The organism is Nocardioides albidus, from assembly GCF_006335005.1.
Classification (GTDB): domain Bacteria; phylum Actinomycetota; class Actinomycetes; order Propionibacteriales; family Nocardioidaceae; genus Nocardioides; species Nocardioides albidus.
In genome coordinates this window covers 549,069-571,367 of record NZ_VDMP01000027.1, presented here as the reverse complement: position 1 = coordinate 571,367, position 22,299 = coordinate 549,069, and the positions used below count along the sequence as shown (strand labels likewise).

Below are 22,299 nucleotides of genomic sequence, written 5' to 3'. Positions count from 1 at the left end.
TCACCAGTCCTACCCCTGTGTCGGTGCTTTGTCCACGACCGGTAGTGCCCAGGTGCCCGTGACGGACCCGTTCAGACCCCGTAGGTTGGCGTACATGGCGCTGCACGTGGTCGCCGCGCGCACCGACCCCGCGCTGTTCCGGCTGCCGTGGTCGAGACCGTTGGCGCAGTGGGAGGACTGGTACGTCGTCCCGCTGCCCCTCGGTCTGTCGCGGCACGTGGTGCGGGTGGTCCAGGTCAACCGGCAGTTCCTCGCGGTCAAGGAGACCGAGGAGTCCATCGCGCTGCGTGAGTACGACCTGCTGCGCGATCTGCAGCGGATCGGCCAGCCGGCCGTCGTCGCCCGCGGGGTGATCACGGGCCGGACGACGGCCGACGGCGAGCCGCTGCCGGCGGCGCTGCTCACCGAGCACCTGCACTACTCGCTCCCCTACCGCGCGGTCTTCCAGCACGGTCTGCGTGCCGAGCAGGTCCCGGCCCTGATCGACGCCCTCGTCGTGCTGCTGGTGCGCCTTCACCTCGCCGGCTTCTTCTGGGGCGACGTGTCGCTCTCCAACGCCCTCTTCCGCCGCAGCGCCGGTGGATTCGCGGCGTTCCTGGTCGACGCCGAGACCGGGGAGCTCCGCCCCAGCGTGTCCGACGCGATGCGCGAGCAGGACGTCACGGTCGGCTCGGAGAACATCTTCGCCGAGCTGATGGACCTCCAGGCCAGCGGCGACACCGACGTCGAGGTGGACCCCTTCGCGATCATCGCCCAGCTCACCGAGCGCTACCACGCCCTGTGGGAGGAGCTGACCGCAGCCGAGGAGTTCGGCGCCGACGAGTGGTACCGCGTCGAGCAGCGGATCGCCCGGCTCAACGACCTCGGCTTCGACGTCGACGAGCTCGACGTGCGCGCGGAGTCCGACCGCGTGCGGATCCAGCCGAAGGTGGTCGAGGCCGGGCACCATCGTCGTGAGCTGCGCGAGCTCACCGGCCTGGACGCCGAGGACAGCCAGGCCCGCCGGCTGCTCAACGACCTCGCCGCGTTCACCGCGCACTTCGGGTACGACGACGAGGACCGCGAGGTGGTCGCGCGCCGCTGGCTCGCCACCATCTACACGCCGATCGTGGACCTGCTGCCCCCGGGCCTGCGCCGCACCATCGCTCCCGCGGAGTACTTCCACGAGGTGATGGAGCACCGCTGGTACCTCTCCGAGGAGGCCGGCCACGAGGTCGACATCTTCGAATCGGCCCGCGACTACATCGCGAACGTCCTCCCGCGTCGACCACCGGACACCCCGTCGGGCCTCGCTTGACGGTGCCTGACCGGGCCTGACCGGGCCTGACCGGGCCTGACGGGGTTGTCCGGTGGTCGGGGAGGTCAGGACGGCCGGACGAGGATCTTGACGTTCTCCTCCTTGTTCTCGATCAGCTCCTGGAAGCCGCCGACGACCAGGTCGTCGAGGTCGATGCGCCCGGTGATGAACTGGTGGGGATCGACCTTGCCCTGTGCGATCAGGTCGATCGTGGGCCGGTGGTCGTCGGCGTACGCGAGGCTGCCGAGGACGTTGACCTCGCGGAACACCAGGTCGTTCATGGCCACGGACGCCTCGTGGCCCCAGATCGCGACGTTGACGCAGGTCCCGCCTGCCCGGGTCGACTGGATCGCGGTCTTGAGGACGGCGTCGACCCCGGCGCACTCGAAGGTGATGTCCGCGCCGCGGCCCGACGTCAGCTCCATGATCTCCGCGGTCACGTCGGTCGAGCGCGGGTCGAGGACGTGTCCGGCGCCGGCCACCGAGGCCTTCTCCTTGCGGACGTCGGCAGGCTCGACGACGATCACCTCCTCGACCCCGACGGCGCGCAGGGCGGCCGTGGTCACCAGGCCGATCGGGCCCGCGCCGAAGACGACGGCGGTGTGGTCCGGGCGCGATCCCGCGAGCCGGACGGCGTGGTAGGCGACGGCGAGCGGCTCGACCAGCGCGCCGACGTCGGTGCCCAGGTCGCCGAGCGGGTGGATCCAGCGACGCTCGGCCACGACGTACTGCGAGAACCCGCCGCCCATTCCCGACAGGCCCACGAAGCCGAGGGTCTGGCACACGTTGTAGCGCCCGTTGGTGCAGGCGTCACAGCGCCCGCAGACGATGTAGGGCTCGACGACCACCCGGTCGCCGACCCGGAGGTCGGTGACGCCCTCGCCGAGCTCGGCGACGACGCCGGCGAACTCGTGGCCGAGGGTGATCGGGACGGTCTCGCCGGTCAGCGGGTGCGGTGCGTCCGCGGGTGGCGCGAAGATCGGGCCCTCGAGGTACTCGTGGAGGTCGGTGCCGCAGATGCCGCACCACTCGACCTCGACCTTGACCGTGCCGGGCCGGACCACCGGCTCGGGCACGTCGTCGATCCGGATGTCGCCGCGGCCGTGGAAGCGTGCTGCCTTCATGACGGTCTCCTCTTCTCGGTTTCTTCTCGGTGGGTGCGGTCAGCCGGCCGGCGTGACGGCGGGATCGGGCAGGGGGACGCCGGGGTCGGCGGTGGCCTGCGAGTCCGGGGCGGGCGCGGACTCCGGCGCTCGGAGCGGGTAGGAGCCGAAGCCGACGATGTAGAGCAGCGTGACGAGGGCGAACCAGTCGAGGAAGCCCAGCGCGTTGCCGTGGAGGGCGCCGACGACCGCCGGCTCGTGCAGGACGTGCTCGGCGAGCACGTAGTAGTAGGCGACGAAGGTCCCGAGCGCGAGACCGAAGGTGATCAGGGCCCGGCACACCAGGTTGGTGGCGGTGCCGTAGCCGGTGGGCCGGTTGCCGAACGCGTTGCCCCAGAAGATCATCCACGCGACCCAGCACACGCCGATCTGCGACGGGAACTGGTTGATCGCGACGCCCAGCTGGTCGGTCACCGTCGAGCCGACGACCAGCTCGACCACGGCGCGCAGCGCGAAGTAGAGCACCGTTCCGAGCACGACGTTCCCGACCAGGGAGGCCAGCGCCACGGCGCCCCGGCCGCCGGCCAGGCGCCACGGCCAGTTCTCCCAGCACAGTCCGGTGAGGACGATCGCGATGACGACGCTGTAGTACCAGCCCAGCAGGGTGTTGAGCTCCAGCACCGGACCGCTCTCGGTGACCCGCTCCGAGACAGCAGGAATGCCGAGCACGACGTACAGCAGGATCGTCGGACCGAGCAGGGCCGCGATCTCGCACAGGCCCACGAACGGCTGGCGCAGGCCGCGGTCGGTCCACGGCCAGTGGTTCCAGTTCACGACGGCCATGACGTACGTCGAGAAGCCGAACAGCACGAAGAGCGCGCCCGTGAAGTAGCCGACCCCGCCCTCCCGGGCCGCGGAGAAGTCCGGGACCAGGCTGCCCAGGCCGTGTCCGAGGAGCCAGGTCACCACGATGGCGAAGGTCGCCGTGGCGGCGGTGTACGCGACGCCGCGCAGCGGCTGCGGGAGGCGGGCGAAGCCGGCCAGCTCGAGGTTGAAGCCCGTCCAGACGACGAACATCAGCGCCCAGAACAGGGCGGCGTTGAACGGGAGCGGATAGACGTCGAGCGGGCTGGTCTTGGGATCGGCCAGCAGATACCAGCCGAGGAGACCGGCGGCGAGGACGACCGCCAGGTTCACGAGCCCGAAGGCCCACCACGCCATGGGGCGCTTGTCGTTGTGCTGCATGTCGGACCACCTTCTGCGAATGTGATCGACAGCACACCCGCAGCGCCCGGCGAGCCGGAAGCGTTGCAGACGGTTGCAGCGCGAGACGGCCGGTTCAGTGGCCGGATCAGTGGCCGGTCAGGGGCGGCCGCGGAGCTCGAACTCGGCGGCCACGTCCGCGGGCCCCACCGGACCCCGCAGGGCGAGCGCCCACAGCAGCAGCCGCGCCTTGACGGGCGAGAGCCAGCCGGCGCCGACCGCGCCCCGGGCGAGCAGGTCGATCTCCGAGCCCGGATAGCCGTACATCGCCCGCCCGGTGGGCCCGGAGCCGGTGCGCGAGGCGAAGACGACCGGGAGCTCGCCGGCCAGGCGGCCCACGGCGTCGGCCATCCGCGCCGAGACATGGCCCGCGCCGAAGCCGGCGATCACGACACCGTCGATCCGGTCGAGCCCGCCGGCCAGGAGTGCCTCGAGCACGTACCCGTCGTCGCCGAGGTAGGTCGCCACCAGCGGAACCCGCGGATCGCCCGCCCGCTGTCCCGGCGGCACCCGCAGCGCGGGCACCCGGCCCGGCGGGACGCCGTACACGACCTCGCCCTCGACGCAGCGCCCGATCGGGCCGAACACCGCGGACCGGAAGGCGCTGGTCGACATCGAGTCGGTCTTGGCGACCCACCTCGCCTGGTGCAGCTCGTCGTCGAACGCCACCAGCACACCGCGCTCGCGGGAGCCCTCGGCGACGGCGCAGCGGACCGCGGTGAGGAGGTTGGCCGGACCGTCGGCGCCGGCGGCCTGCGGCGAGCGCATCGCTCCGGTCACCACGAGCGGCTCGGGGCGGTCCCAGAAGAGGTCGAGCAGGTAGGCCGACTCCTCGAGGGTGTCGGTGCCCTGGGTGATCACGACGCCGTGCGCGCCGTCGTCGACGGCGGCCTGCGCCCAGGCGAGGGTGCGCATGACGGTCGGCTCGTCGAGCGACGGGCTGGGCAGCTGCGCCAGCGTCTCGGCGCGGACCGTCGCGATCTCCGCCAGGCCTGGTACGGCGGCCGCGAGCCGCTGCGCCGTCAGGGTCGGCACGATCTCGGTGCCGTCGGTCGCGCTGGACGTCGAGGCGATGGTGCCGCCGAGGGCGCCGATCGCGACAGGGGGCCTCATGGGGCCATCCTCTCCGGTCGGTCGACGTCGGTGCGCACTGGTTGACTCCTCCCATGACCAAGGACGCGGCCCCCGGCCGGATGGGCGGCAGTGCCGAGCGCCCGGCGCGCTTCTTCGCCGACGCCGCGGAGTTCGACGCCTGGCTCGCCCAGAACCACGACACCGAGACCGAGCTGTGGATGGGCCTCTACAAGAAGCACGTCCCCGATCGCGGGCTCACCTGGGCACAGGCCGTCCCGGTCGCCCTGTGCTGGGGCTGGATCGACTCGGTCGCCCAGCGCATCGACGAGGACGCCACCCGCCAGCGCTGGACCCCGCGCAAGAGGACCAGCAACTGGAGCAAGGTCAACCTCGAGCTCGTCGAGCAGTTGCGCGCCGAGGGCCGGATGCAGCCCGCCGGGCTCGCGATCTGGGAGGCGCGGCGCCGCGAGCCGGCGCCCTACACCCACGAGGTCGACGGCGAGCTCGTGCTGCCCGAGGAGTACGCCGCCCGGCTGGCCGCCTCCCCCGCCGCGACGGCCTTCTGGGAAGCGGCGACCAGGACCTACCGCCGGATCTGCGTCAACTGGGTCCTCGCCGCCAAGCAGCAGGCGACCCGGGACCGCCGGATGGCCCAGCTCGTCGACGACTCCGCCGCGGGGCGGCTCATCCCGAGCCAGCGCTACGGCGACATCCCGAAGTGGGTCGAGCGGGCCGCGGCTGCGGCGGACGCGGCGTCCTCCGCGCGCTGACCGGTCATGTAACTCGGTGTTCGTGCGACTACCACGGGGTCCTGACGCGTCACGAGACCGTGGTAGTCGCACGAACACCGAGTTACATGACTCCGGCCCCGCAGACTCAGGCCCCGCAGACTCAGGCCGGCGACTCGACGTACACCGTCCCGCCCAGCTCGACGAACTCGGCCGACTTCCGCGCCATGCCGTCCGCCGCGAACCGCTCCCGCACGTCCTGGCTGATCCGCATCGAGCAGAACTTCGGGCCGCACATCGAGCAGAAGTGGGCGGTCTTGGCGTTCTCGGCCGGCAGGGTCTCGTCGTGGAAGGACTCCGCGGTGACCGGGTCGAGCGAGAGCGCGAACTGGTCGCGCCACCGGAACTCGAAGCGGGCCTTCGACAGGGCGTCGTCCCAGTCGCGGGCACCGGGGTGGCCCTTGGCGAGGTCGGCGGCGTGGGCGGCGAGCTTGTAGGTGATGACGCCGGTCTTCACGTCGTCGCGGTTCGGCAGACCGAGGTGCTCCTTGGGCGTGACGTAGCAGAGCATCGCGGTCCCGTGCATGGCGATCGTGGCGGCGCCGATGGCGGAGGTGATGTGGTCGTAGCCCGGCGCGATGTCGGTGGCGAGCGGGCCGAGCGTGTAGAACGGCGCGCCGTGGCACCACTCCTGCTGGAGCCGGACGTTCTCCTCGACGAGGTGGAGCGGGACGTGGCCCGGGCCCTCCACCATGACCTGGACATCGTGGTCCCAGGCCCGCGTCGTCAGCTCGGCGAGCGTGCGCAGCTCGGACAGCTGGGCCTCGTCGTTGGCATCCGCCGTCGAGCCGGGGCGGAGCCCGTCGCCGAGGGAGAAGCTGACGTCGTACCGACGGAAGATCTCACACAGCTCGTCGAAGTGCGTGTAGAGGAAGTTCTCCTCGTGGTGGGCCAGGCACCAGCCGGCCATGATCGACCCGCCGCGGCTGACGATCCCGGTCACCCGCTCGGCCGTGAGCGGCACGTAGCGCAGCAGGACGCCGGCGTGGATCGTCATGTAGTCCACGCCCTGCTCGCACTGCTCGATGACGGTGTCGCGGAAGATCTCCCAGGTGAGCCGGTCGGCCTCGCCGTCGACCTTCTCCAGCGCCTGGTAGATCGGCACGGTCCCGATCGGCACGGGCGAGTTGCGGATGATCCACTCGCGCGTGGTGTGGATGTCGTCGCCGGTGCTGAGGTCCATCACGGTGTCGGCGCCCCACGTGATCGCGTGGGTCAGCTTGTCGACCTCCTCGGCGATCGACGAGGTGACGGCGGAGTTGCCGATGTTGGCGTTGACCTTCACCAGGAACCGCCGGCCGATGATCATCGGCTCGGACTCGGGGTGGTTGACGTTGGCCGGGATGATCGCGCGGCCGGCGGCGACCTCGCTGCGCACCAGCTCGACGTCGCAGCACTCGCGGAGCGCGACGTACCTCATCTCCTCGGTCACGATCCCCGCCCGCGCGTAGGCCATCTGGGTCACCGGCGCCTCGCCGGATGCGCGCAGCGGCCGACGTCGGGCACCGCGCCACTCCCCGCGCGCCGCGCCGCGGCGGACCGCGGACCGGCCGTTGTCGAGGAGCTGGGTCTCACGGCCGTCGTACGCCGCGACGTCGCCGCGGCCCGCGATCCAGGCGGCCCGCAGCGGCTCGAGGCCGACCTCCGGGTCCGATCCGGGACCGGAGGTGCAGTAGCGGTCGAAGGTCTCGCCGTTGGTGAGCTCGACGCGGGTGAACGGCACGGCGAGGTCGCCGGTCCCGTCGCCGGCGAGGACGCGGGTGTGGGCGGGGTGGACGGTCATGGGTTCTCTCCTTGGGTGGGGGCGTGGACGTGGGCGACCGGCCCCCGGCCGCGACCGAGGGTCCAGTGCTTGCCGAGGGTCAGCTGGTGGGAGACGTACGCCGCGGCGCGCTCGGCGGCCGTCGCGACGTCGGCGCCGAGCGCGAGATGGGCGGCGAGCGCGCTGCTGTAGGTGCAGCCGGTGCCGTGGTCGTTGGTGGTCGGGACCGGGCCGCCGCGCGTGACGACGACCCCCGGTCCTGCGATGAGGCCGAGCGCGGCGGCCTCCGCCTCGTTGGGAGTGGCGACGGTCGCGACGGGGAGCAGGTCGGCGCGGTAGGCCTCCCGCACGTCGTCCGTGGCGAGGACGGCACCGGAGGTCGCGACCAGCACGGGATCGACGACCAGGAGGCGGTCCGCACACCGCTCCGCGACCAGCCGGACCACCTCCGGCGTGGCCAGCATGCCGGTCTTCACCGCCACCGGGTCGAGGTCGTCGAGCACGGCGTCGAGCTGGGCGACCACGACGTCGTACGGGACCGGGTGGATGGCGCGCACGCCGGTCGTGTCCTGCGCGGTGACGGCGGCGACGACGCAGGCGCCGTGGACGCCGAGGGCCGCGAAGGTGACGAGGTCGGCGGCGATGCCCGCTCCCCCGCTGGAGTCGGTGCCGGCGATCGTGACGACGACGGGCGGGGTCATCCCGCCGCCTCCAGGAGCGCCGCGACGACCGCGGCCGGGTCGGCGGCCCGCATCACGGCTCCCATCACCCCGACGCCCCACGCGCCCGCCTCCCGGGCGGCCGCCGCGTTGCCGGGCGTGATCCCGCCCAGCGCGAGCACCGGCAGCGGTGCCTGCGCGAAGGCGGCCGCCGGGACCGGGGGTCCGTAGCCGGGCTTGCTCGCCGTCGTCGCGTACGGCGACAGGGTGGCCCACCACGCGCCGTCGGCCGCCGCGCGGAGCAGGTCCGCGCGGTCGTGGCAGGAGCGTCCCCATCGCGTCGCGACCGCGGGGAGCGCCGAGCCGGAGGGCAGATGCAGGCCGCTGCAGCCCACGACCGCGCGGTGGGCGGCGACCACCTCCAGGCCACAGGTCCGTGCGTGGTCGGCGATCTTGGCGCGTTCGTCGTCGGGCAGGTCCACCTCGCGCAGCAGCACGGTGGTCAGTCCGCCGTCCGCGGCCGCGGCGAGCACGTCGCGCAGCGAACGTCCGGCCGGGACCTGGGTGCGGTCGGTCAGCACGACGACCCGCCGGCTCATCGGACGAGCCCGATCAGGGGGCTGGAGGCGCGGGCCTCGGCGCGGCGGGGAACCCGGCCCGCGCCGTAGGCCAGGCGACCGGCGTCGACCGCCAGCCGCAACGCCCGGGCCATGGCCACCGGGTCCTCGGCCCGCGTCACCGCGGTCGCCGCGAGCACCGCGTCGCAGCCCAGCTCCATGGCCAGGGCGGCGTCGCTCGCCGTACCGACGCCGGCGTCGAGGACGACGGGAACCTCGACGGCGGCGCGGACCGCGGCGATCGCATGCGGGTTGAGGACGCCCAGCCCCGAGCCGATCGGCGAGCCGAGCGGCATCACCGCCGCGCAGCCGGCGTCGACCAGCCGGCGGGCCAGGACCGGGTCGTCGGTCGTGTAGGGCAGGACCACGAAGCCGCGCCGGACCAGCTCCTCGGCGGCGTCGAGGAGCTCCACGGCGTCCGGCATCAGCGAGCGCTCGTCGCCGACGACCTCGAGCTTCACCCAGTCGGTGCCGAGCGCCTCGCGGGCCAGCTCGGCGGTCAGCACGGCCTCGCGGGCCGACAGACAGCCCGCCGTGTTCGGCAGCAGGCGCACACCGGCGGCCTGCAGAGCGGCGAGCAGTCCGCCGTCAGCGAGGGACGACGTGCGCCGGATCGAGACCGTCACCAGCGCGGGCCGGGCCGCCTCCAGGACCGGCTCCACCAACGAGGTGCGGGGAAGGCCGCCGGTGCCGAGGAGGAGCCGGGAGGACAGCGCCTCCCCCGCGATCACCAGGTCGGGCACGAGGGAGCTCATCCGCCCTGCACCGCCGTCACGACCTCGACGACGTCGCCCTCGGCGAGCGGGTACGACGCCCACTCGCCGCGCGGCACGACCTCGCCGTTGACGGCGACCGCGACGCCGTGGGGGCGGGCGTCGCCGAGGCGTCGCTCCAGCAGGTCCGCGACGGTCGCCGCGTCGCCCACGGTCTCGCCGTTGCAGGTGATCATCGTGCTCCTTCCATCGTGCGGCGGGGATCGAGGACCGGGTCGACCCGTCCGGTGTCGAGGTGGTCGGCCACGAGCTGCGCGGTGAGCGGCGCCAGCAGCACGCCGTGCCGGTAGTGGCCGGCGGCGAGCACGACGCCCTCGACGCCGCTGGGCCCGACGAGCGGCAGCCCGTCGGCGGTGGCCGGGCGGTCGCGCGCGGTGCCCTCGACGAGCGCGGCCCGGTCGAGCGCGGGCCACAGCGCCCGGGCGGCCGTCAGCAGCCGCAGAGCACCGCCGGCGGTCAGCACGGGCGGGGCAGCATGCGTCTCGGAGGTCGCGCCGAGGACGACCCGGTCGTCACCCCGGGGGACGAGGTAGACGGCCTCGCCGCCCACCCAGCCGCGGACGGTACGACGGGGCGGGTCGTCGGAGCGCAGCCGCAGGATCTCCCCGCGCACGCCCGTGACCAGTCCCGACCAGGGCTCCGGGAGGGCGGTGCCGGTCGCGACCACCGTGACCTCGGCGCCGGGGCGCCGCTCTCCCCGCAGCTCGACCCGGGCGAGCAGAGCGTCGCAGATCGCGCGCGGGTCGACGCTCGCCTCGGCGGGCAGCAGCGCGCCGCCGGCGACCCGCGCCAGGCTGGGCTCCGCGGCGCGGACGCCGGCCCGGCCGAGCAGCTCGACCCGGTGTCCGTGCCGGTGCAGCAGCGCGGCCTGCCGCTCGACCTGCTGGAGGTCGCCGGCGTCGTACCCGACGAGCAGGGTGCCGGTCCGGCGCACCTCCACCTCGAGGCGCGCGGCCAGCTCCGGCCACAGCTCCAGGGAGGCCAGGCCGAGCCGGAGGATCTCCTCCTCGCCGTGCCAGACCTCGGCCGCCGGACTGAGCATCCCCGCGGCGGCGTACGACGCCCCGCCGGCCGGTCGCGGATCGACGACGGCGACGTCGTGACCGCGCCGGGCCAGCTCGTCGGCGACGGTGAGGCCGACGATGCCGGCGCCGAGCACGTCGACGCGCGTCCCCGCCATCTCAGGCCACCGCCGCGACGAGCTCCTTCGCTGCACCCACGGGATCGGGATGTCGCCAGATCGCGCCGATCACGGCGACGCCGGTGGCACCGGCCGCACGGACCTCGGCTGCGGTCTCGGCAGTGATGCCGCCGATCGCGACCAGCGGCAGCACTCCGGCAGCCTCGCTGACGGCGCCGATGCCCTGCGGTGCGGGGAGTCCGGCCTTCGAGGCCGTGGCGAAGACAGGCCCGAAGCCGGCGTAGTCCGCGCCCGCTTCGGCGGCCGTCACGACCTCGGCCCGCGACCGACAGGTCGCCCCCACCACGAGGCCTGGGGCCAGCCGGCGGGCGTCGGCGACGGGGAGGTCGTCCGCTCCGAGGTGCACCCCGTCGGCCTCCGCAGCCAGGGCGACGTCGAGCCGGTCGTTGACCACGACCAGCGCCCCGGAGGGCCGCACCGCGGTGAGCACCGCCCGGGTGAGCGCGACCAGCGCGCCGGTGGCCAGCGTCTTGGCCCGGACCTGGAAGCCGTCGACGCCGGCATCGGCCAGCGCGTGCAGCAGGGAGAGGTCGTCTCGTTCGGAGACCAGGCAGAACACGTGAGGCGTCATCTCTTCCGTTCCTTCGCCGGCATGACCCGGATCAGGTGTGACGGTCGGAGCGGCTCCAGCTCCCTCTCAGCCCGCTGCCGCGGACTCCCGTGGGTTGTCGGCGGCGACGCTAGCAGCATCGTGCGACGAGAGGAACCGCCGGACCGCCAGGGCGGCTGCCCGCCCCGCCCGGTTGCCGCCGATCGTGCTCGCGGACGGGCCGTAGCCGACCAGCTGCACCCGCGGGTCACGGACGGCGGTCGTTGCGGTCTGCACGTCGGCGCTGCTCTGCAGCAGGGCGATCCCGCCGCGCTCGCTGCGCAGGCGCAGCGGTGCGAGGTGTCCCACCGCGGGCCGGAACCCCGTGGCCCACAAGATCACGTCGGCGCGCTCGAAGCCGCCGTCGGCCCAGCGCACGCCGTCCGGCTCGATCCGCGCGAACATGTCGCGCCGCTTCTCGTAGACGCCCAGCCGGGCCGCCTCCTGCTCCTGCGGACGCAGCGCAAGCCCGGTGACGCTGACGACACTGGCCGGCGGGAGGCCGGCGCGCACCCGCTCCTGGACCAGCTCGATGGCTTGCCTGCCGACGCTCTCGTCGAACCCGTCGCGCCACACCGGCGGGCGCCGGGTCACCCACAGCACGTCGGTGCGCGGCGCCAGCTCTCCGAGGAACTGCACCGCCGACGCCCCGCCGCCGACGACGACCACCCGCTTGCCGCGGAAGTGCTCCGGACCCGGATAGTCGGCGGTGTGCAGCTGCTCGCCGAGGAAGGTCTCGGCGCCCCGGTAGTACGGCACGAACGGCTGCGTCCAGGTGCCGGTCGCATTGACCAGGGTCCGCGTGGTCCAGGTCCGCTCCCCCGCGTGGACCACGAGGAGGCCGCCGTCGTCCGTCACCCGGTCCACCCGCACCGGACGTACGACGGGCAGCCGGTGCTCGTCCTCGTAGCGGCCGAACCACGCCGGGACCACCACGTTGGCCCGCTCCCGCGAGTCGCCCGGCGCCGGGGCGTCGGGCAGGTCGGCCACGCCGTGGACGTCGCGCATCGACAGGGAGTCCCACCGGTGCCGCCAGGCGCCGCCCGGTCCGTCGTCGGCGTCGAGCACGACATGGTCGATCCCGAGCCGGACCAGATGGAAGGACGCCGAGAGCCCGGCCTGGCCCGCTCCGATGACCACCGCGTCGTACACGTGCACGTCGGCCCAACACCGCGGAACCGGTATGAATGCCGCGATTCCGGTCACCCCGGAAGGCAGGAGGGTTCCTCCCGCCGAGCGTGACCGGATCGATGATGCTTCGTTGGTCCGCGCCCAGATGAGCCCACATCTCCGCGGAGGCGCGCCCGATTGCTCGGTGGAGGCGCGACCCGGCGAGACCGTCGTAGACCACCCGGCGTACCGCGGGTGTCCGGAGCGCACGACCTACGACGTCGCCCTCGCCGAGCAGCTCGCCGACCGGCTGCTGTCCTGACCCTCGTCCCCCGAGCGCCGGTCGGCCGGACGCGGGATATCCTCGGTAGCCGTGGCTGAAGCTGAGTTCCGATACTCCGACCTCCTCCCGACCGGCAAGGACGACACGCCCTACCGGCTGATCACGACGGAGGGCGTGGAGAGCGTCGAGGGTCCCGACGGCCGGACCTTCCTCAAGGTCTCGCCCGAGGCGATCCAGCAGCTCACCGCAGAGGCGATGCACGACATCAGCCACTACCTGCGTCCGGCCCACCTCCGGCAGCTGCGCAAGATCATCGACGACCCCGAGGCGTCCGGGAACGACCGCTTCGTCGCACTCGACCTGCTCAAGAACGTCAACATCTCCGCCGGTGGAGTGCTGCCGATGTGCCAGGACACCGGCACCGCCATCGTGATGGGCAAGAAGTCCGAGGGCGTGCTCACCGGCGCCGACGACGCCGAGTGGATCAGCAAGGGCGTCTACGACGCCTACACCAAGCTCAACCTGCGCTACAGCCAGCTCGCCCCGCTGACGACGTACGACGAGAAGAACACCGGCTCCAACCTGCCGGCGCAGATCGAGCTCTACTCCACCCCCGGCGCCGACGGGAAGTCGCCCGAGTACAAGTTCCTCTTCATGGCCAAGGGCGGCGGCTCGGCCAACAAGTCCTTCCTGTTCCAGGAGACGAAGGCGATCCTCAACCCCAAGCGGATGCTGGAGTTCCTCGACGAGAAGATCCGCTCGCTCGGCACGGCCGCCTGCCCGCCGTACCACCTCGCCGTGGTCATCGGCGGCACCAGCGCGGAGTTCGCGCTCAAGACCGCCAAGTACGCCTCCGCGCACTACCTCGACAACCTCCCCACCGAGGGCTCCATGGACGCCCACGGCTTCCGCGACCTCGAGCTCGAGGAGGAGGTCTTCAAGCTCACCCAGTCCTTCGGCATCGGCGCGCAGTTCGGCGGCAAGTACTTCTGCCACGACGTCCGCGTGGTCCGCCTCCCCCGCCACGGCGCGTCGTGCCCGGTCGCGATCGCGGTCTCCTGCTCCGCCGACCGCCAGGCGCTCGGCAAGATCACGTCCGAGGGCGTCTTCCTCGAGCAGCTCGAGACCGACCCGGCGCAGTACATGCCCGACGCCGGCGTCGCCGAGGACATCTCCGGTGGCGAGGTCGTCAAGGTCGACCTCAACCGCCCGATGAGCGAGATCCTCGCCCAGCTGTCGTCGTACCCCGTCAAGACCCGGCTCTCCCTCACCGGCCCGCTCGTCGTCGCGCGCGACATCGCGCACGCGAAGATCCAGGAGCGCCTCGACGCGGGCGAGGAGATGCCCGACTACCTCAAGAACCACCCCGTCTACTACGCCGGCCCCGCCAAGACCCCCGAGGGCATGGCGTCGGGGTCGTTCGGCCCCACGACCGCCGGGCGGATGGACTCCTACGTGAAGTCCTTCCAGGCCGCGGGCGGCTCGATGGTGATGCTCGCCAAGGGCAACCGCAGCAAGCAGGTCACCGAGGCGTGCAACGAGTACGGCGGCTTCTACCTCGGCTCCATCGGCGGCCCCGCGGCCCGTCTGGCACAGGACTGCATCAAGAGCCAGGAGGTCATCGAGTACCCCGAGCTCGGCATGGAGGCGGTCTGGAGGATCGAGGTCGAGGACTTCCCCGCCTTCATCGTCGTCGACGACAAGGGCAACGACTTCTTCACCGACCCGGGCGGCTCCGTCACCGTGCCGATCACCGGTCTCCGGGTGCGCTCGGCCGAGTGACCCGGGTGTCCGGGTGGGCGGTCCTTCCCTCGCCCGGGCGAGGAGCCACCTGGCGAGGCACGACCGGCGGATGGACGACGATCCGCCTCGGGAGGACTGACCGGGAACCTCCTCCGGCGGCGGTCCGTTGGATCAGATATGCGTTGCCCTGTTGACGAGACCACCCTGGTGATGAGCGAGCGCAGCGGGATCGAGATCGACTACTGCCCCCAGTGCCGGGGCGTGTGGCTCGACCGCGGCGAGCTCGACAAGATCATCGACCGCTCGGTCGACCAGCCCGCCGCCCAGCCCGCTGCGCAACCACCGCGTCCGGAGTACGACGCGTACCGCGCCCCGCAGCAGCAGTACCCGCCCCAGCAGGGCCACTACAAGAAGCGCAAGCGCGAGTCCTGGCTCAGCGAGCTGTTCGACTGAGCGTCCGTACGCCGTCGGCCGTGCCTCAGGCCAGGGCGCGCAGGTAGCGCCCGGTGACGGCGACCTGGACCAACCGGGCACCGGGGGCGGCGAGCCGGCTCCACCACAGCGCCGGCCGGGAGAACGCCTCGATCCGGACGGTGACGTCGCCGGCGGGGTCGATGGCGACGGCGAACTCCTCCTCCCCGGACTCCGGGTGTCCGGGGAGCGTGCCGTAGGCGAAGGCGACCCGGTCGGACTGCTCGACGATCCGCACCACGCGGACCGGCGCGTTGACCGCGGCCGGTCCGACTCCGATCCGGACCACGGCGACGGCACCCTCGCGCACCGGACCGTCAGCCCGGACGCCGAGCCCCGAGCGCAGCTGCACCTGCCACTCGAGCAGGTCCCGGCAAGCCCGCTCGAACACCTGTCGCCCCTGCCCGAGGACGTGCCCGCGGCTGAGGGCGTGGTACCCGGCCGGTACGACGCCGCTGCCGCTCGCCCCCACGGCGTCGTAGGTCCACGGTGCGGCTCGCAGCTGCGCTGCCTCGGCCTCCGACAGGAAGCCGAGCCGTCGCACGCGCATGCGCATGCGGGCAGCGTAGCGGCGGCGGCTTTCGGGGAAGTCTAGAGTCGAGAAGGTGAGTAGCGACGCCTTCCGCACCGAACACGACTCCATGGGCGAGGTCCGGGTGCCCGCCGCCGCGCTGTGGCGGGCGCAGACCCAGCGGGCAGTCGAGAACTTCCCGATCAGCGGCACGCCGATCGAGCCCGCACTGATCCATGCGCTCGGACACGTCAAGGCGGCCGCGGCGAGCGCCAACGCCGGGCTCGGGGTGCTCGACCGCGAGCTCGCCGACGCGATCACCGCGGCGGCGCGCGCGGTCGCCGAGGGCCGCCACGACGACCAGTTCCCGATCGACGTCTTCCAGACCGGCTCGGGCACCAGCTCCAACATGAACGCCAACGAGGTCATCTCCTCGCTGTGCGCCCGTGCCGGCGTCACCGCCCACCCCAACGACCATGTCAACGCCAGTCAGTCGAGCAACGACACCTTCCCGACCGCGATCCACGTCGCCGCCGCGCTCGCGGTCAGCGACGACCTCGTGCCCGCCCTCGACCGGCTCGCGTCCTCGCTGGAGGCGAAGGCCGAGGAGTTCGCCGATCTGGTGAAGTCCGGTCGCACGCACCTGATGGACGCGACGCCGGTGACGCTGGGCCAGGAGTTCGGGGGCTACGCGGCGACGGTCCGCTACGGCGTCGAGCGGTTGGGCGCCGTACTCCCCCGGGTGCGCGAGCTGCCGCTGGGCGGCACGGCCGTCGGCACCGGCATCAACACCCCGCCGGGCTTCGCCGCCGCCGCCATCGAGGCGCTCAGCGTGGCCACGGGGCAGGTCTTCACCGAGGCCCGCAACCACTTCGAGGCCCAGGGCACCCGCGACTCGCTCGTCGAGCTGAGCGGCGTACTGCGGACCATCGCGGTGGGGATCACCAAGATCTGCAACGACCTGCGCTGGATGGGCTCCGGCCCGACGACGGGCCTGGCCGAGATCCACCTGCCGGACCTGCAGCCCGGCTCCTCGATCATGCCCGGCAAGGTCAACCCCGTCCTGCCCGAGGCGACGCTGATGGTGTGCATGCAGGTGATCGGCAACGACGCCGCCGTGACCGTCGCCGGCGCGAGCGGGAGCTTCGAGCTCAACGTCGCGATGCCCGTCCTGGCACGCAACGTGCTCGAGTCGGTGCGCCTGCTCGCCCGTGCCAGCGCCACGCTGGCCGAGCGCTGCGTCGACGGCATCACCGCCGATGCGGAGCGGATGCGGCGCTACGCCGCGTCGTCACCGTCGGTGGTCACGCCGCTCAACAAGCACATCGGCTACGAGGCGGCCGCCAAGGTCGCCAAGCAGGCGCTCGCCACCGGCAGCCCGATCCGGGAGACCGTGCTCGAGCTCGGGTACGTCGAGCGGGGCGAGCTCACGCTCGAGGAGCTCGACGCCGCGCTCGACCTGATGTCCATGACCCGCCCCTGAGGGCAGGCTCCGGGCGCTCAGCCCCTCTTCTGCTCAGGCCCGCTTCTGCTCAGGCCCGCTTGCGCCCCGTGAGGATCGACGCCGCGATCACCGCGACGGCGGCCACGACGATCTGCCAGACATGGCGCATCCAGTCGACTCCGTTGGTCACGTTGTCCCAGGTGGGCTCGTGGCTGTCGAACGACTCGTTGTTGTTGCCCACCAGCACCCAGTAGAGCAGGCTGCCGACGAGCATGCCGACGATGCCGCACACGATGGTCAGCCACAGCGGGAACTTGGTCCGGTCACCGGGGGCCACGGCCTTGCCGATGAGTCCGATGACCGCTCCACCCACGATGGTCACGATGATGGTCCACAGCACGGCGACTCCTCAGCTCAGACGGCACACCCGAGTCGGCGTCCCTGTGGGCATCATGCACCCTCGCGTCGCCCGCGTTGCGGACCGCGCGCGGCAGCGCGGCGGAGCGAAGCGACGACGCGCTCGCGCCATCAGCTCAAGTGCGGCCAACGGCGGGAACACCGCACGAGGAGGCGCAGGAAGCGACGAAGGAGCGACCGGAGCCGACGACGGCGGCGTTTTCCGCCGTGCCGCCGGGTTGCCGCCAGACCGACTCGGCGCCTACGGAAGCCAACCGCGCGCGCGGCAGCGCGGCGGAGCGAAGCGACGACGCGCTCGCGCCAGCAGCTCAGTACCAGCCGTGGCTCTCGGAATGTCCCCAGGCGCCGCAGGGGCTGCCGTAGCGGTCCTGGATGTAGCCGAGGCCCCAGCGGATCTGGGTCGCGGGGTTGTGCGCCCAGTCGGACCCGGCCGAGGACATCTTGGAGCCGGGGAGGGCCTGCGGGATGCCGTAGGCGCTCGAGCTCGGGTTGTCGGCGTCGACGCGCCAGTTGGACTCGCGGGTCCACAGGGAGTCGAGGCAGCCGAACTGGCTGGAGGAGAAGCCGAACTCGGCGAGCAGGGCGCGGGCGATGTCGCGGGGGTCGGAGTCGGACAGCTCGCGGCTGTCGGTCATCGCGGCGGTCCGCGACCCGGCGAGGTCCAGGGACTTGGCCGGGACGGCCTCGGGACGCCGGTCGTCGCGCGAGAGGACCGGCTCGCGGCGCTCGATCGTCTCGGTGGGCAGAGCGCTCGCGCCGACGTGGGTGAACGCGTCGGCCTCGGCGGCACCCGCCGCGGGCGGCGTCGTCTGCTGTCCGGCCACACCGGCGGCGACGGAGACGCCCGTCACGGCGACGGCGACCGAGGAGAGGACGACGACGTTGCGGGCCGCCTTGCGGGGCGCCTGTGCGATGTGGGCGTGCTTGGGGGCGCCGCGGTGCTTGGGCGCCAGCTTCGCGTGATTCGACAAGTGCTCGTATTCGGGCTCGACAACATGGGGGGCGACCACCGCCCGATCGGGCCCGACTCGCTGTCAGACCGCCGATGGCCAGCGACCACCATGCCTGACCGGCGGGGACCATGCAAAACGGGCGCCCACAGGCCGATCCTCGCTTCTCCGCCCACCCGCCCCAGGAGTCCCACCGGCCACTCCGGCCCGCCTCCGGCGGTGACGTCATACGAGGCGTGGCCTCTGACCCACCCTGCGTATGACGTCCCGGGACGGTCGGAGGCGTGGGGTGCGCGCCGGTCCCACCACTCCCGGTGATCGTCGAACGCGCCCTTCGTCGTCCACAGCGGCCTTCACACCCGTCCTCCTCCACAGGGCACCCTGTGCCCGCCACCCCGGCGTCGGAACTCTCGCCCAGCCTGTCCGCATGGCTCGATCAACTGCTGCCCGACGACACTTCGTGGGCGACCGCGACGACCCCCGCACCCGCGCGCTGCTCGAACTGGCCGACGCGCAACACGGAGTGCTCAGCCGCCGACAGCTCTACGGACTGGGCGTCACCCGTTGGGAGATCCGCGCCCACGTGCGCGCCGAGCGGTGGCGCCGGCTCGGGGACCAGTCCGTCGTGATCCACACCGGGCCCCTGTCGCCGACCGGACATTGCTGGGCGGCGGTCTTCCAGGCCGGGCCGCGGGCGCAGCTCGACGGGGCGGCGTGCCTCGTCGCGTGGGGCCTGCAGCGCTACGAGATCGACCGGATCCGGGTGTCGGTCCCCCGCGGTGCCCGGATCCGCCGGACGCGGCGCTACGACATCCGGCAGACGCGACGGTGGTCACCCGACGACCTCGTGACATCGGGCATTCCGCGTACGCCGGTCGCTGTTGCCGCGGTCCGCGCGGCGCTGTGGGCGCAGAGCGACAAGCAGGCTGCGCATCTTCTGGTCACCACCGTCCAGCAGGGGCTCAGCACGCCCTCGGAGCTGGGGATCCAGGCATTGCGCGTGCGGCGGGACCGTCGACGGGCGCTGCTGTACGCGGTGATCAACGACCTCCTCGACGGTGCCCGCTCGCTCGGAGAGCTCGACGTCGCCCGCGAGGCGAGACGGCGCGGTCTGCCACCGCCGGCGCGGCAGGTGCTGCGCAAGGACCGGCGCGGCCGCTACTACCTCGACCTCTACTGGCCCGACCACCACTTGGTCGTCGAGGTGGACGGCATCCATCACAGCTGGGCGGAGAGCATTGTCGGCGATGCGCTGCGGCAGAACGCGCTCGTCCTGTCCGGCGACCGCGTGCTCCGTCTCCCGCTGCTCGGGTTCCGTCTGGAGCCCGATGCCTTCTTCGAGCAGATCCGCGAGGCGCTCACCACCGCCAGCATGGCCGCGTGACCAGGGCGGCCGCTTCCCACCGGCTCCCCATCCATCCGCGGACGTCATACGAACCGTGCGCTCTGACCCTCGCAGCGTATGACGTCCCACGCCCGACCAGCCGCCGGCAGGCCCCGGTCCCCGGACGTCATACGAACTGAGGCCTCCAACCCTCGGAACGTATGACGCAACCCGGGGACCGGGGACCGGGGGCCGCAACCCGGGGGCCGCAAACCCGAGAACCAGGGAGCCGGGAGCAGACCCACGACGAGCCGAGAGCGTCACACCACGACGTTCTCCAGCATCTCGGTGACCAGGGCGGCGATGGGCGAGCGCTCGGAGCGGGTGAGGGTGACGTGGGCGAAGAGGGGGTGGCCCTTGAGCTTCTCGACCACGGCGACCACACCGTCGTGCCGGCCGACCCGCAGGTTGTCGCGCTGGGCGACGTCGTGGGTGAGCACGACCTTGGAGTTCGCACCGATCCGCGAGAGGACGGTGAGCAGGACGTTGCGCTCGAGCGACTGGGCCTCGTCGACGATGACATAGGAGTCGTGCAGCGACCGGCCGCGGATGTGGGTCAGGGGCAGCACCTCGAGCATGCCGCGGTCGAGGATCTCGTCGACCACGTCACGCGAGGTCAGGGCGCCGAGGGTGTCGAAGACCGCCTGTGCCCAGGGCGACATCTTCTCCGACTCCGAGCCGGGCAGGTAGCCGAGCTCCTGGCCGCCGACCGCGAAGAGCGGCCGGAAGACGACGACCTTCTTGTGCTGCTGGCGCTCCATGACCGCCTCGAGGCCGGCGCACAGGGCGAGCGCCGACTTGCCGGTGCCCGCGCGGCCGCCGAGGGAGACGATGCCGACATCGGGGTCGAGCAGCAGGTCGAGGGCGACGCGCTGCTCGGCGCTGCGGCCGTGGATCCCGAACGCCTCCCGGTCACCGCGCACGAGGTGCACCTGCTTGTCGGGACCCACCCGACCCAGCGCCGTGCCGCGCTCGGAGAGCAGCACCAGGCCGGTGTGACAGGGCAGCTCACGCGCGTCGGCGAGGTCGAGCGTGCCGTCGTCGTACAGCTCGTCGACCTCGGCGGCGCTCACCTCCATCTCGGCCATGCCGGAGTAGCCGGTGTCGGAGTCGCCGGTCGTCTCGCCGCGGTACTCCTCGGCCGCCAGACCGACCGCCGACGCCTTGATCCGCATGGGCAGGTCCTTGGAGACCAGGGTGACGTCGTGGCCCTCGTCGGCGAGGTTGCGCGCGACCGCGAGGATCCGGGTGTCATTGTCACCGAGCCGGAAGCCCGACGGCAGCGACGAGGCGTCGGTGTGGTTGAGCTCCACCCGCACGCTGCCGCCGTCCTCGCCGACGGGGACGGGGGTGTCGAGCCGGCCGTGGCTGACCCGCATCTCGTCGAGCGCGCGTAGGGCGCTGCGCGCGAAGTAGCCCAGCTCGGGGTGGTGCCGCTTGCCCTCGAGCTCGGTGATCACCACCACCGGAAGCACCACCTCGTGCTCGGCGAACCGGCGCAGGGCGCCCGGGTCGGCCAGCAGCACGCTGGTGTCGAGGACGTACGTACGGCGCGTGCTGGTCTGTGCCCCATCGTGACTGGTTCCCACGACTCACCTCACCGGACCGCGCGCCCGCCAGGGGCCCCCGGCCCTATCCCTGGTAGACGGACCGGGGTGCGCGTTCGTGGATCTTCACGATCGGCCTCCCGATGTGGCCGGCTTCCCCACCTGCCACTGACTCGGAAAGTACGCCGGCCGGCCGGCCTTTTCGGGCGCCACGCCGCGACGGCGGGGTGAATGTCAGATGACGCGCCGGTAGGCCAGGTCGGTGATCGTGCGCTCCTTGGCCAGGCCCTTGCGCTCGAACTTGGTGACCGGACGCTCGGCCCACCGCTCGACGACGCCGCCAGCGAGCAGCGGCTCGGCGTCGAGGACCTCGACCATCTGCTCGGCATAGTCGGCCCAGTCGGTGGCGAGTCGCCACCACGCACCCGGCGCCAGCCGGGAGGCGATCAGCGCGGCGTTCTCGGCGTTGACGAGACGGCGCTTGTGGTGGCGCGTCTTGTGCCAGGGGTCGGGGAAGAAGGTCCACAGCTCGGCGATCGAGTCCGGAGCGATCCGGTGCTCGAGCATCCACAGCGCGTCGACGCCGCAGAACCGGACGTTGGTCGCACCCGCCTCGGCCACCCGGCCGAGTGCCTCCGCGACGCCGGGCCGCCACACCTCCAGCCCGAGGATGTTCAGGTCCGGGCGGGCTGCGGCGAGCGCCGCCGTCGCCTCGCCCACCCCGCCGCCGATCTCCACCGCCAACGGTGCCTCGCGGCCGAACCACTGCGCCCAGGAGAGGTCCGGGTCGTCCACCGCGTCGTCCGGGATGACCCCGTCGTCGGCGTACGCGTCCCACGCCGCCTGCTGCCTCGGGCTGAACCGACTGCCGCGGCGGGTGTAGGTCAGCACCTCCCGCAGCCGACGCCCGTCCTCGGTGAACTTGTGGTGAGGACGGGCAGGGGTCACCCCGTGGTTCACGCAGAGGCCCCGATGGCGATCGCGAAGATGACGATGTAGACGATGACGAACAGCAGGCCGAGCATCAAGAAGCACGAGCCGACGATGCCGAGGACCCAGCCGATCGTCACCATCTGGCTCCCCCCGATGGCGCCCTGGGAGGCGGCAATCTCCTTGCGGACGCGGCCGCCGATGACCCACGCGAACGGCGCGATCACCTGGCACAGCGCCAGCCCGAGGATCCCGAGGATGAGGACCATCGTCGCCTGGGGGTGGTCCGGCGGCGGGCCGAAGTACTGGCCGCCCTGGCCGTACGACGGGTAGGGCCGCGGGTCGTAGGGGTTGGTTCCGGGCTGCTGGCTCACCGGCGGATT

The 22,299-nt window shown here is 72.6% G+C and carries 23 protein-coding genes and 1 riboswitch; of the genes, 6 read left to right on the top strand and 17 right to left on the bottom strand.

The genetic code is table 11. From position 1 onward, the window contains the following. Positions 1–94: 94 nt before the first annotated feature. Complete coding sequence (locus FHP29_RS21115; RefSeq protein WP_139624819.1) at positions 95–1,297, top strand: DUF4032 domain-containing protein; 1,203 nt, start codon at positions 95–97, stop codon at positions 1,295–1,297. 65 nt (positions 1,298–1,362) lie between these two features. Here FHP29_RS21115 and FHP29_RS21110 read toward each other — a convergent pair whose 3' ends face one another. The 3 genes from FHP29_RS21110 to FHP29_RS21100 form a co-directional block, all read right to left on the bottom strand. Beyond that, positions 1,363–2,421, bottom strand: a complete 1,059-nt coding sequence (locus FHP29_RS21110) for a 2,3-butanediol dehydrogenase (protein WP_139624818.1) — start codon at positions 2,419–2,421, stop codon at positions 1,363–1,365. 39 nt (positions 2,422–2,460) lie between these two features. Beyond that, the gene (locus FHP29_RS21105) at positions 2,461–3,645 is read right to left on the bottom strand and encodes a hypothetical protein (protein WP_139624817.1); all 1,185 of its coding nucleotides are present in this window, start codon (positions 3,643–3,645) and stop codon (positions 2,461–2,463) included. A gap of 117 nt (positions 3,646–3,762) precedes the next feature. Next, complete coding sequence (locus FHP29_RS21100; protein ID WP_139624816.1) at positions 3,763–4,776, bottom strand: asparaginase; 1,014 nt, start codon at positions 4,774–4,776, stop codon at positions 3,763–3,765. 53 nt (positions 4,777–4,829) lie between these two features. Here FHP29_RS21100 and FHP29_RS21095 point away from each other — a divergent pair, with 53 nt between their 5' ends. After that, entirely contained in the window at positions 4,830–5,507 is a 678-nt protein-coding gene (locus FHP29_RS21095; protein ID WP_139624815.1) for a YdeI/OmpD-associated family protein, read from the top strand. A 121-nt stretch (positions 5,508–5,628) separates the two neighbouring features. Here FHP29_RS21095 and thiC read toward each other — a convergent pair whose 3' ends face one another. The 8 genes from thiC to FHP29_RS21055 all read right to left on the bottom strand — a co-directional run bounded on the left by thiC (position 5,629) and on the right by FHP29_RS21055 (position 12,284). After that, positions 5,629–7,308: a phosphomethylpyrimidine synthase ThiC gene (thiC, locus tag FHP29_RS21090; protein WP_139624814.1), complete on the bottom strand. Its 1,680-nt coding sequence runs from the start codon at positions 7,306–7,308 to the stop codon at positions 5,629–5,631. Further along, positions 7,305–7,988 carry a bifunctional hydroxymethylpyrimidine kinase/phosphomethylpyrimidine kinase gene (locus FHP29_RS21085; protein WP_139624813.1) on the bottom strand — a complete coding sequence of 228 codons (684 nt, stop codon included), beginning with the start codon at positions 7,986–7,988 and terminating at the stop codon, positions 7,305–7,307. The genes thiC and FHP29_RS21085 overlap by 4 nt, the downstream gene beginning before the upstream one ends. Next, positions 7,985–8,545, bottom strand: a complete 561-nt coding sequence (locus FHP29_RS21080) for a thiamine phosphate synthase (protein ID WP_139624812.1) — start codon at positions 8,543–8,545, stop codon at positions 7,985–7,987. The genes FHP29_RS21085 and FHP29_RS21080 overlap by 4 nt, the downstream gene beginning before the upstream one ends. Next, positions 8,542–9,318: a thiazole synthase gene (locus FHP29_RS21075; protein WP_139624811.1), complete on the bottom strand. Its 777-nt coding sequence runs from the start codon at positions 9,316–9,318 to the stop codon at positions 8,542–8,544. The genes FHP29_RS21080 and FHP29_RS21075 overlap by 4 nt, the downstream gene beginning before the upstream one ends. Continuing rightward, complete coding sequence (gene thiS, locus FHP29_RS21070) at positions 9,315–9,512, bottom strand: sulfur carrier protein ThiS (protein WP_139624809.1); 198 nt, start codon at positions 9,510–9,512, stop codon at positions 9,315–9,317. The genes FHP29_RS21075 and thiS overlap by 4 nt, the downstream gene beginning before the upstream one ends. Then, entirely contained in the window at positions 9,509–10,516 is a 1,008-nt protein-coding gene (locus tag FHP29_RS21065; RefSeq protein WP_139624807.1) for an FAD-dependent oxidoreductase, read from the bottom strand. Before FHP29_RS21065 ends, thiS begins: the two co-directional genes overlap by 4 nt. Position 10,517: 1 nt before the next feature. Then, positions 10,518–11,108 carry a thiamine phosphate synthase gene (thiE, locus tag FHP29_RS21060; RefSeq protein ID WP_139624805.1) on the bottom strand — a complete coding sequence of 197 codons (591 nt, stop codon included), beginning with the start codon at positions 11,106–11,108 and terminating at the stop codon, positions 10,518–10,520. Then, positions 11,100–11,209, bottom strand: a riboswitch (TPP riboswitch). Its footprint overlaps the gene before it by 9 nt. Further along, positions 11,175–12,284, bottom strand: coding sequence for an NAD(P)-binding domain-containing protein (locus FHP29_RS21055; protein WP_158296665.1), 1,110 nt, complete (start codon positions 12,282–12,284; stop codon positions 11,175–11,177). Its footprint overlaps the riboswitch before it by 35 nt. A 325-nt stretch (positions 12,285–12,609) precedes the next feature. Between FHP29_RS21055 and FHP29_RS21050 the strand changes: the two genes are divergently transcribed. Together FHP29_RS21050 and FHP29_RS21045 are read left to right on the top strand one after the other, a co-directional pair. After that, a complete protein-coding gene (locus FHP29_RS21050; protein WP_205014307.1) occupies positions 12,610–14,301 on the top strand; it encodes a fumarate hydratase in 1,692 nt (563 codons plus the stop codon). Positions 14,302–14,439: 138 nt separating this feature from the next. Continuing rightward, positions 14,440–14,715: a TFIIB-type zinc ribbon-containing protein gene (locus FHP29_RS21045; RefSeq protein WP_139624803.1), complete on the top strand. Its 276-nt coding sequence runs from the start codon at positions 14,440–14,442 to the stop codon at positions 14,713–14,715. 25 nt (positions 14,716–14,740) lie between these two features. On the opposite strand, the gene FHP29_RS21040 is transcribed toward FHP29_RS21045, so the two are convergent. Then, a complete protein-coding gene (locus tag FHP29_RS21040) occupies positions 14,741–15,289 on the bottom strand; it encodes a DUF1990 family protein (RefSeq protein WP_205014306.1) in 549 nt (182 codons plus the stop codon). A 49-nt stretch (positions 15,290–15,338) separates the two neighbouring features. Here FHP29_RS21040 and FHP29_RS21035 point away from each other — a divergent pair, with 49 nt between their 5' ends. After that, positions 15,339–16,727 (top strand): class II fumarate hydratase, encoded by a 1,389-nt coding sequence (locus tag FHP29_RS21035; protein WP_139624802.1) that lies wholly within the window; start codon positions 15,339–15,341, stop codon positions 16,725–16,727. 49 nt (positions 16,728–16,776) lie between these two features. Here FHP29_RS21035 and FHP29_RS21030 read toward each other — a convergent pair whose 3' ends face one another. Both FHP29_RS21030 and FHP29_RS21025 read right to left on the bottom strand, forming a co-directional pair. After that, a complete protein-coding gene (locus FHP29_RS21030) occupies positions 16,777–17,088 on the bottom strand; it encodes a GlsB/YeaQ/YmgE family stress response membrane protein (protein ID WP_139624800.1) in 312 nt (103 codons plus the stop codon). A gap of 325 nt (positions 17,089–17,413) precedes the next feature. Next, positions 17,414–18,076: an aggregation-promoting factor C-terminal-like domain-containing protein gene (locus FHP29_RS21025; protein ID WP_139624799.1), complete on the bottom strand. Its 663-nt coding sequence runs from the start codon at positions 18,074–18,076 to the stop codon at positions 17,414–17,416. Between the two features lie 406 nt (positions 18,077–18,482). Here FHP29_RS21025 and FHP29_RS21020 point away from each other — a divergent pair, with 406 nt between their 5' ends. Further along, positions 18,483–19,439, top strand: a complete 957-nt coding sequence (locus FHP29_RS21020) for an endonuclease domain-containing protein (protein WP_158296664.1) — start codon at positions 18,483–18,485, stop codon at positions 19,437–19,439. Between the two features lie 260 nt (positions 19,440–19,699). On the opposite strand, the gene FHP29_RS21015 is transcribed toward FHP29_RS21020, so the two are convergent. The 3 genes from FHP29_RS21015 to FHP29_RS21005 all read right to left on the bottom strand — a co-directional run bounded on the left by FHP29_RS21015 (position 19,700) and on the right by FHP29_RS21005 (position 22,290). After that, positions 19,700–21,028, bottom strand: coding sequence for a PhoH family protein (locus FHP29_RS21015; protein ID WP_139624797.1), 1,329 nt, complete (start codon positions 21,026–21,028; stop codon positions 19,700–19,702). Between the two features lie 192 nt (positions 21,029–21,220). Then, positions 21,221–21,946, bottom strand: coding sequence for a tRNA (guanosine(46)-N7)-methyltransferase TrmB (trmB, locus tag FHP29_RS21010; RefSeq protein WP_139624796.1), 726 nt, complete (start codon positions 21,944–21,946; stop codon positions 21,221–21,223). Continuing rightward, a complete protein-coding gene (locus FHP29_RS21005; RefSeq protein WP_139624794.1) occupies positions 21,943–22,290 on the bottom strand; it encodes a DUF4190 domain-containing protein in 348 nt (115 codons plus the stop codon). Before FHP29_RS21005 ends, trmB begins: the two co-directional genes overlap by 4 nt. Positions 22,291–22,299 lie beyond the last annotated feature (9 nt).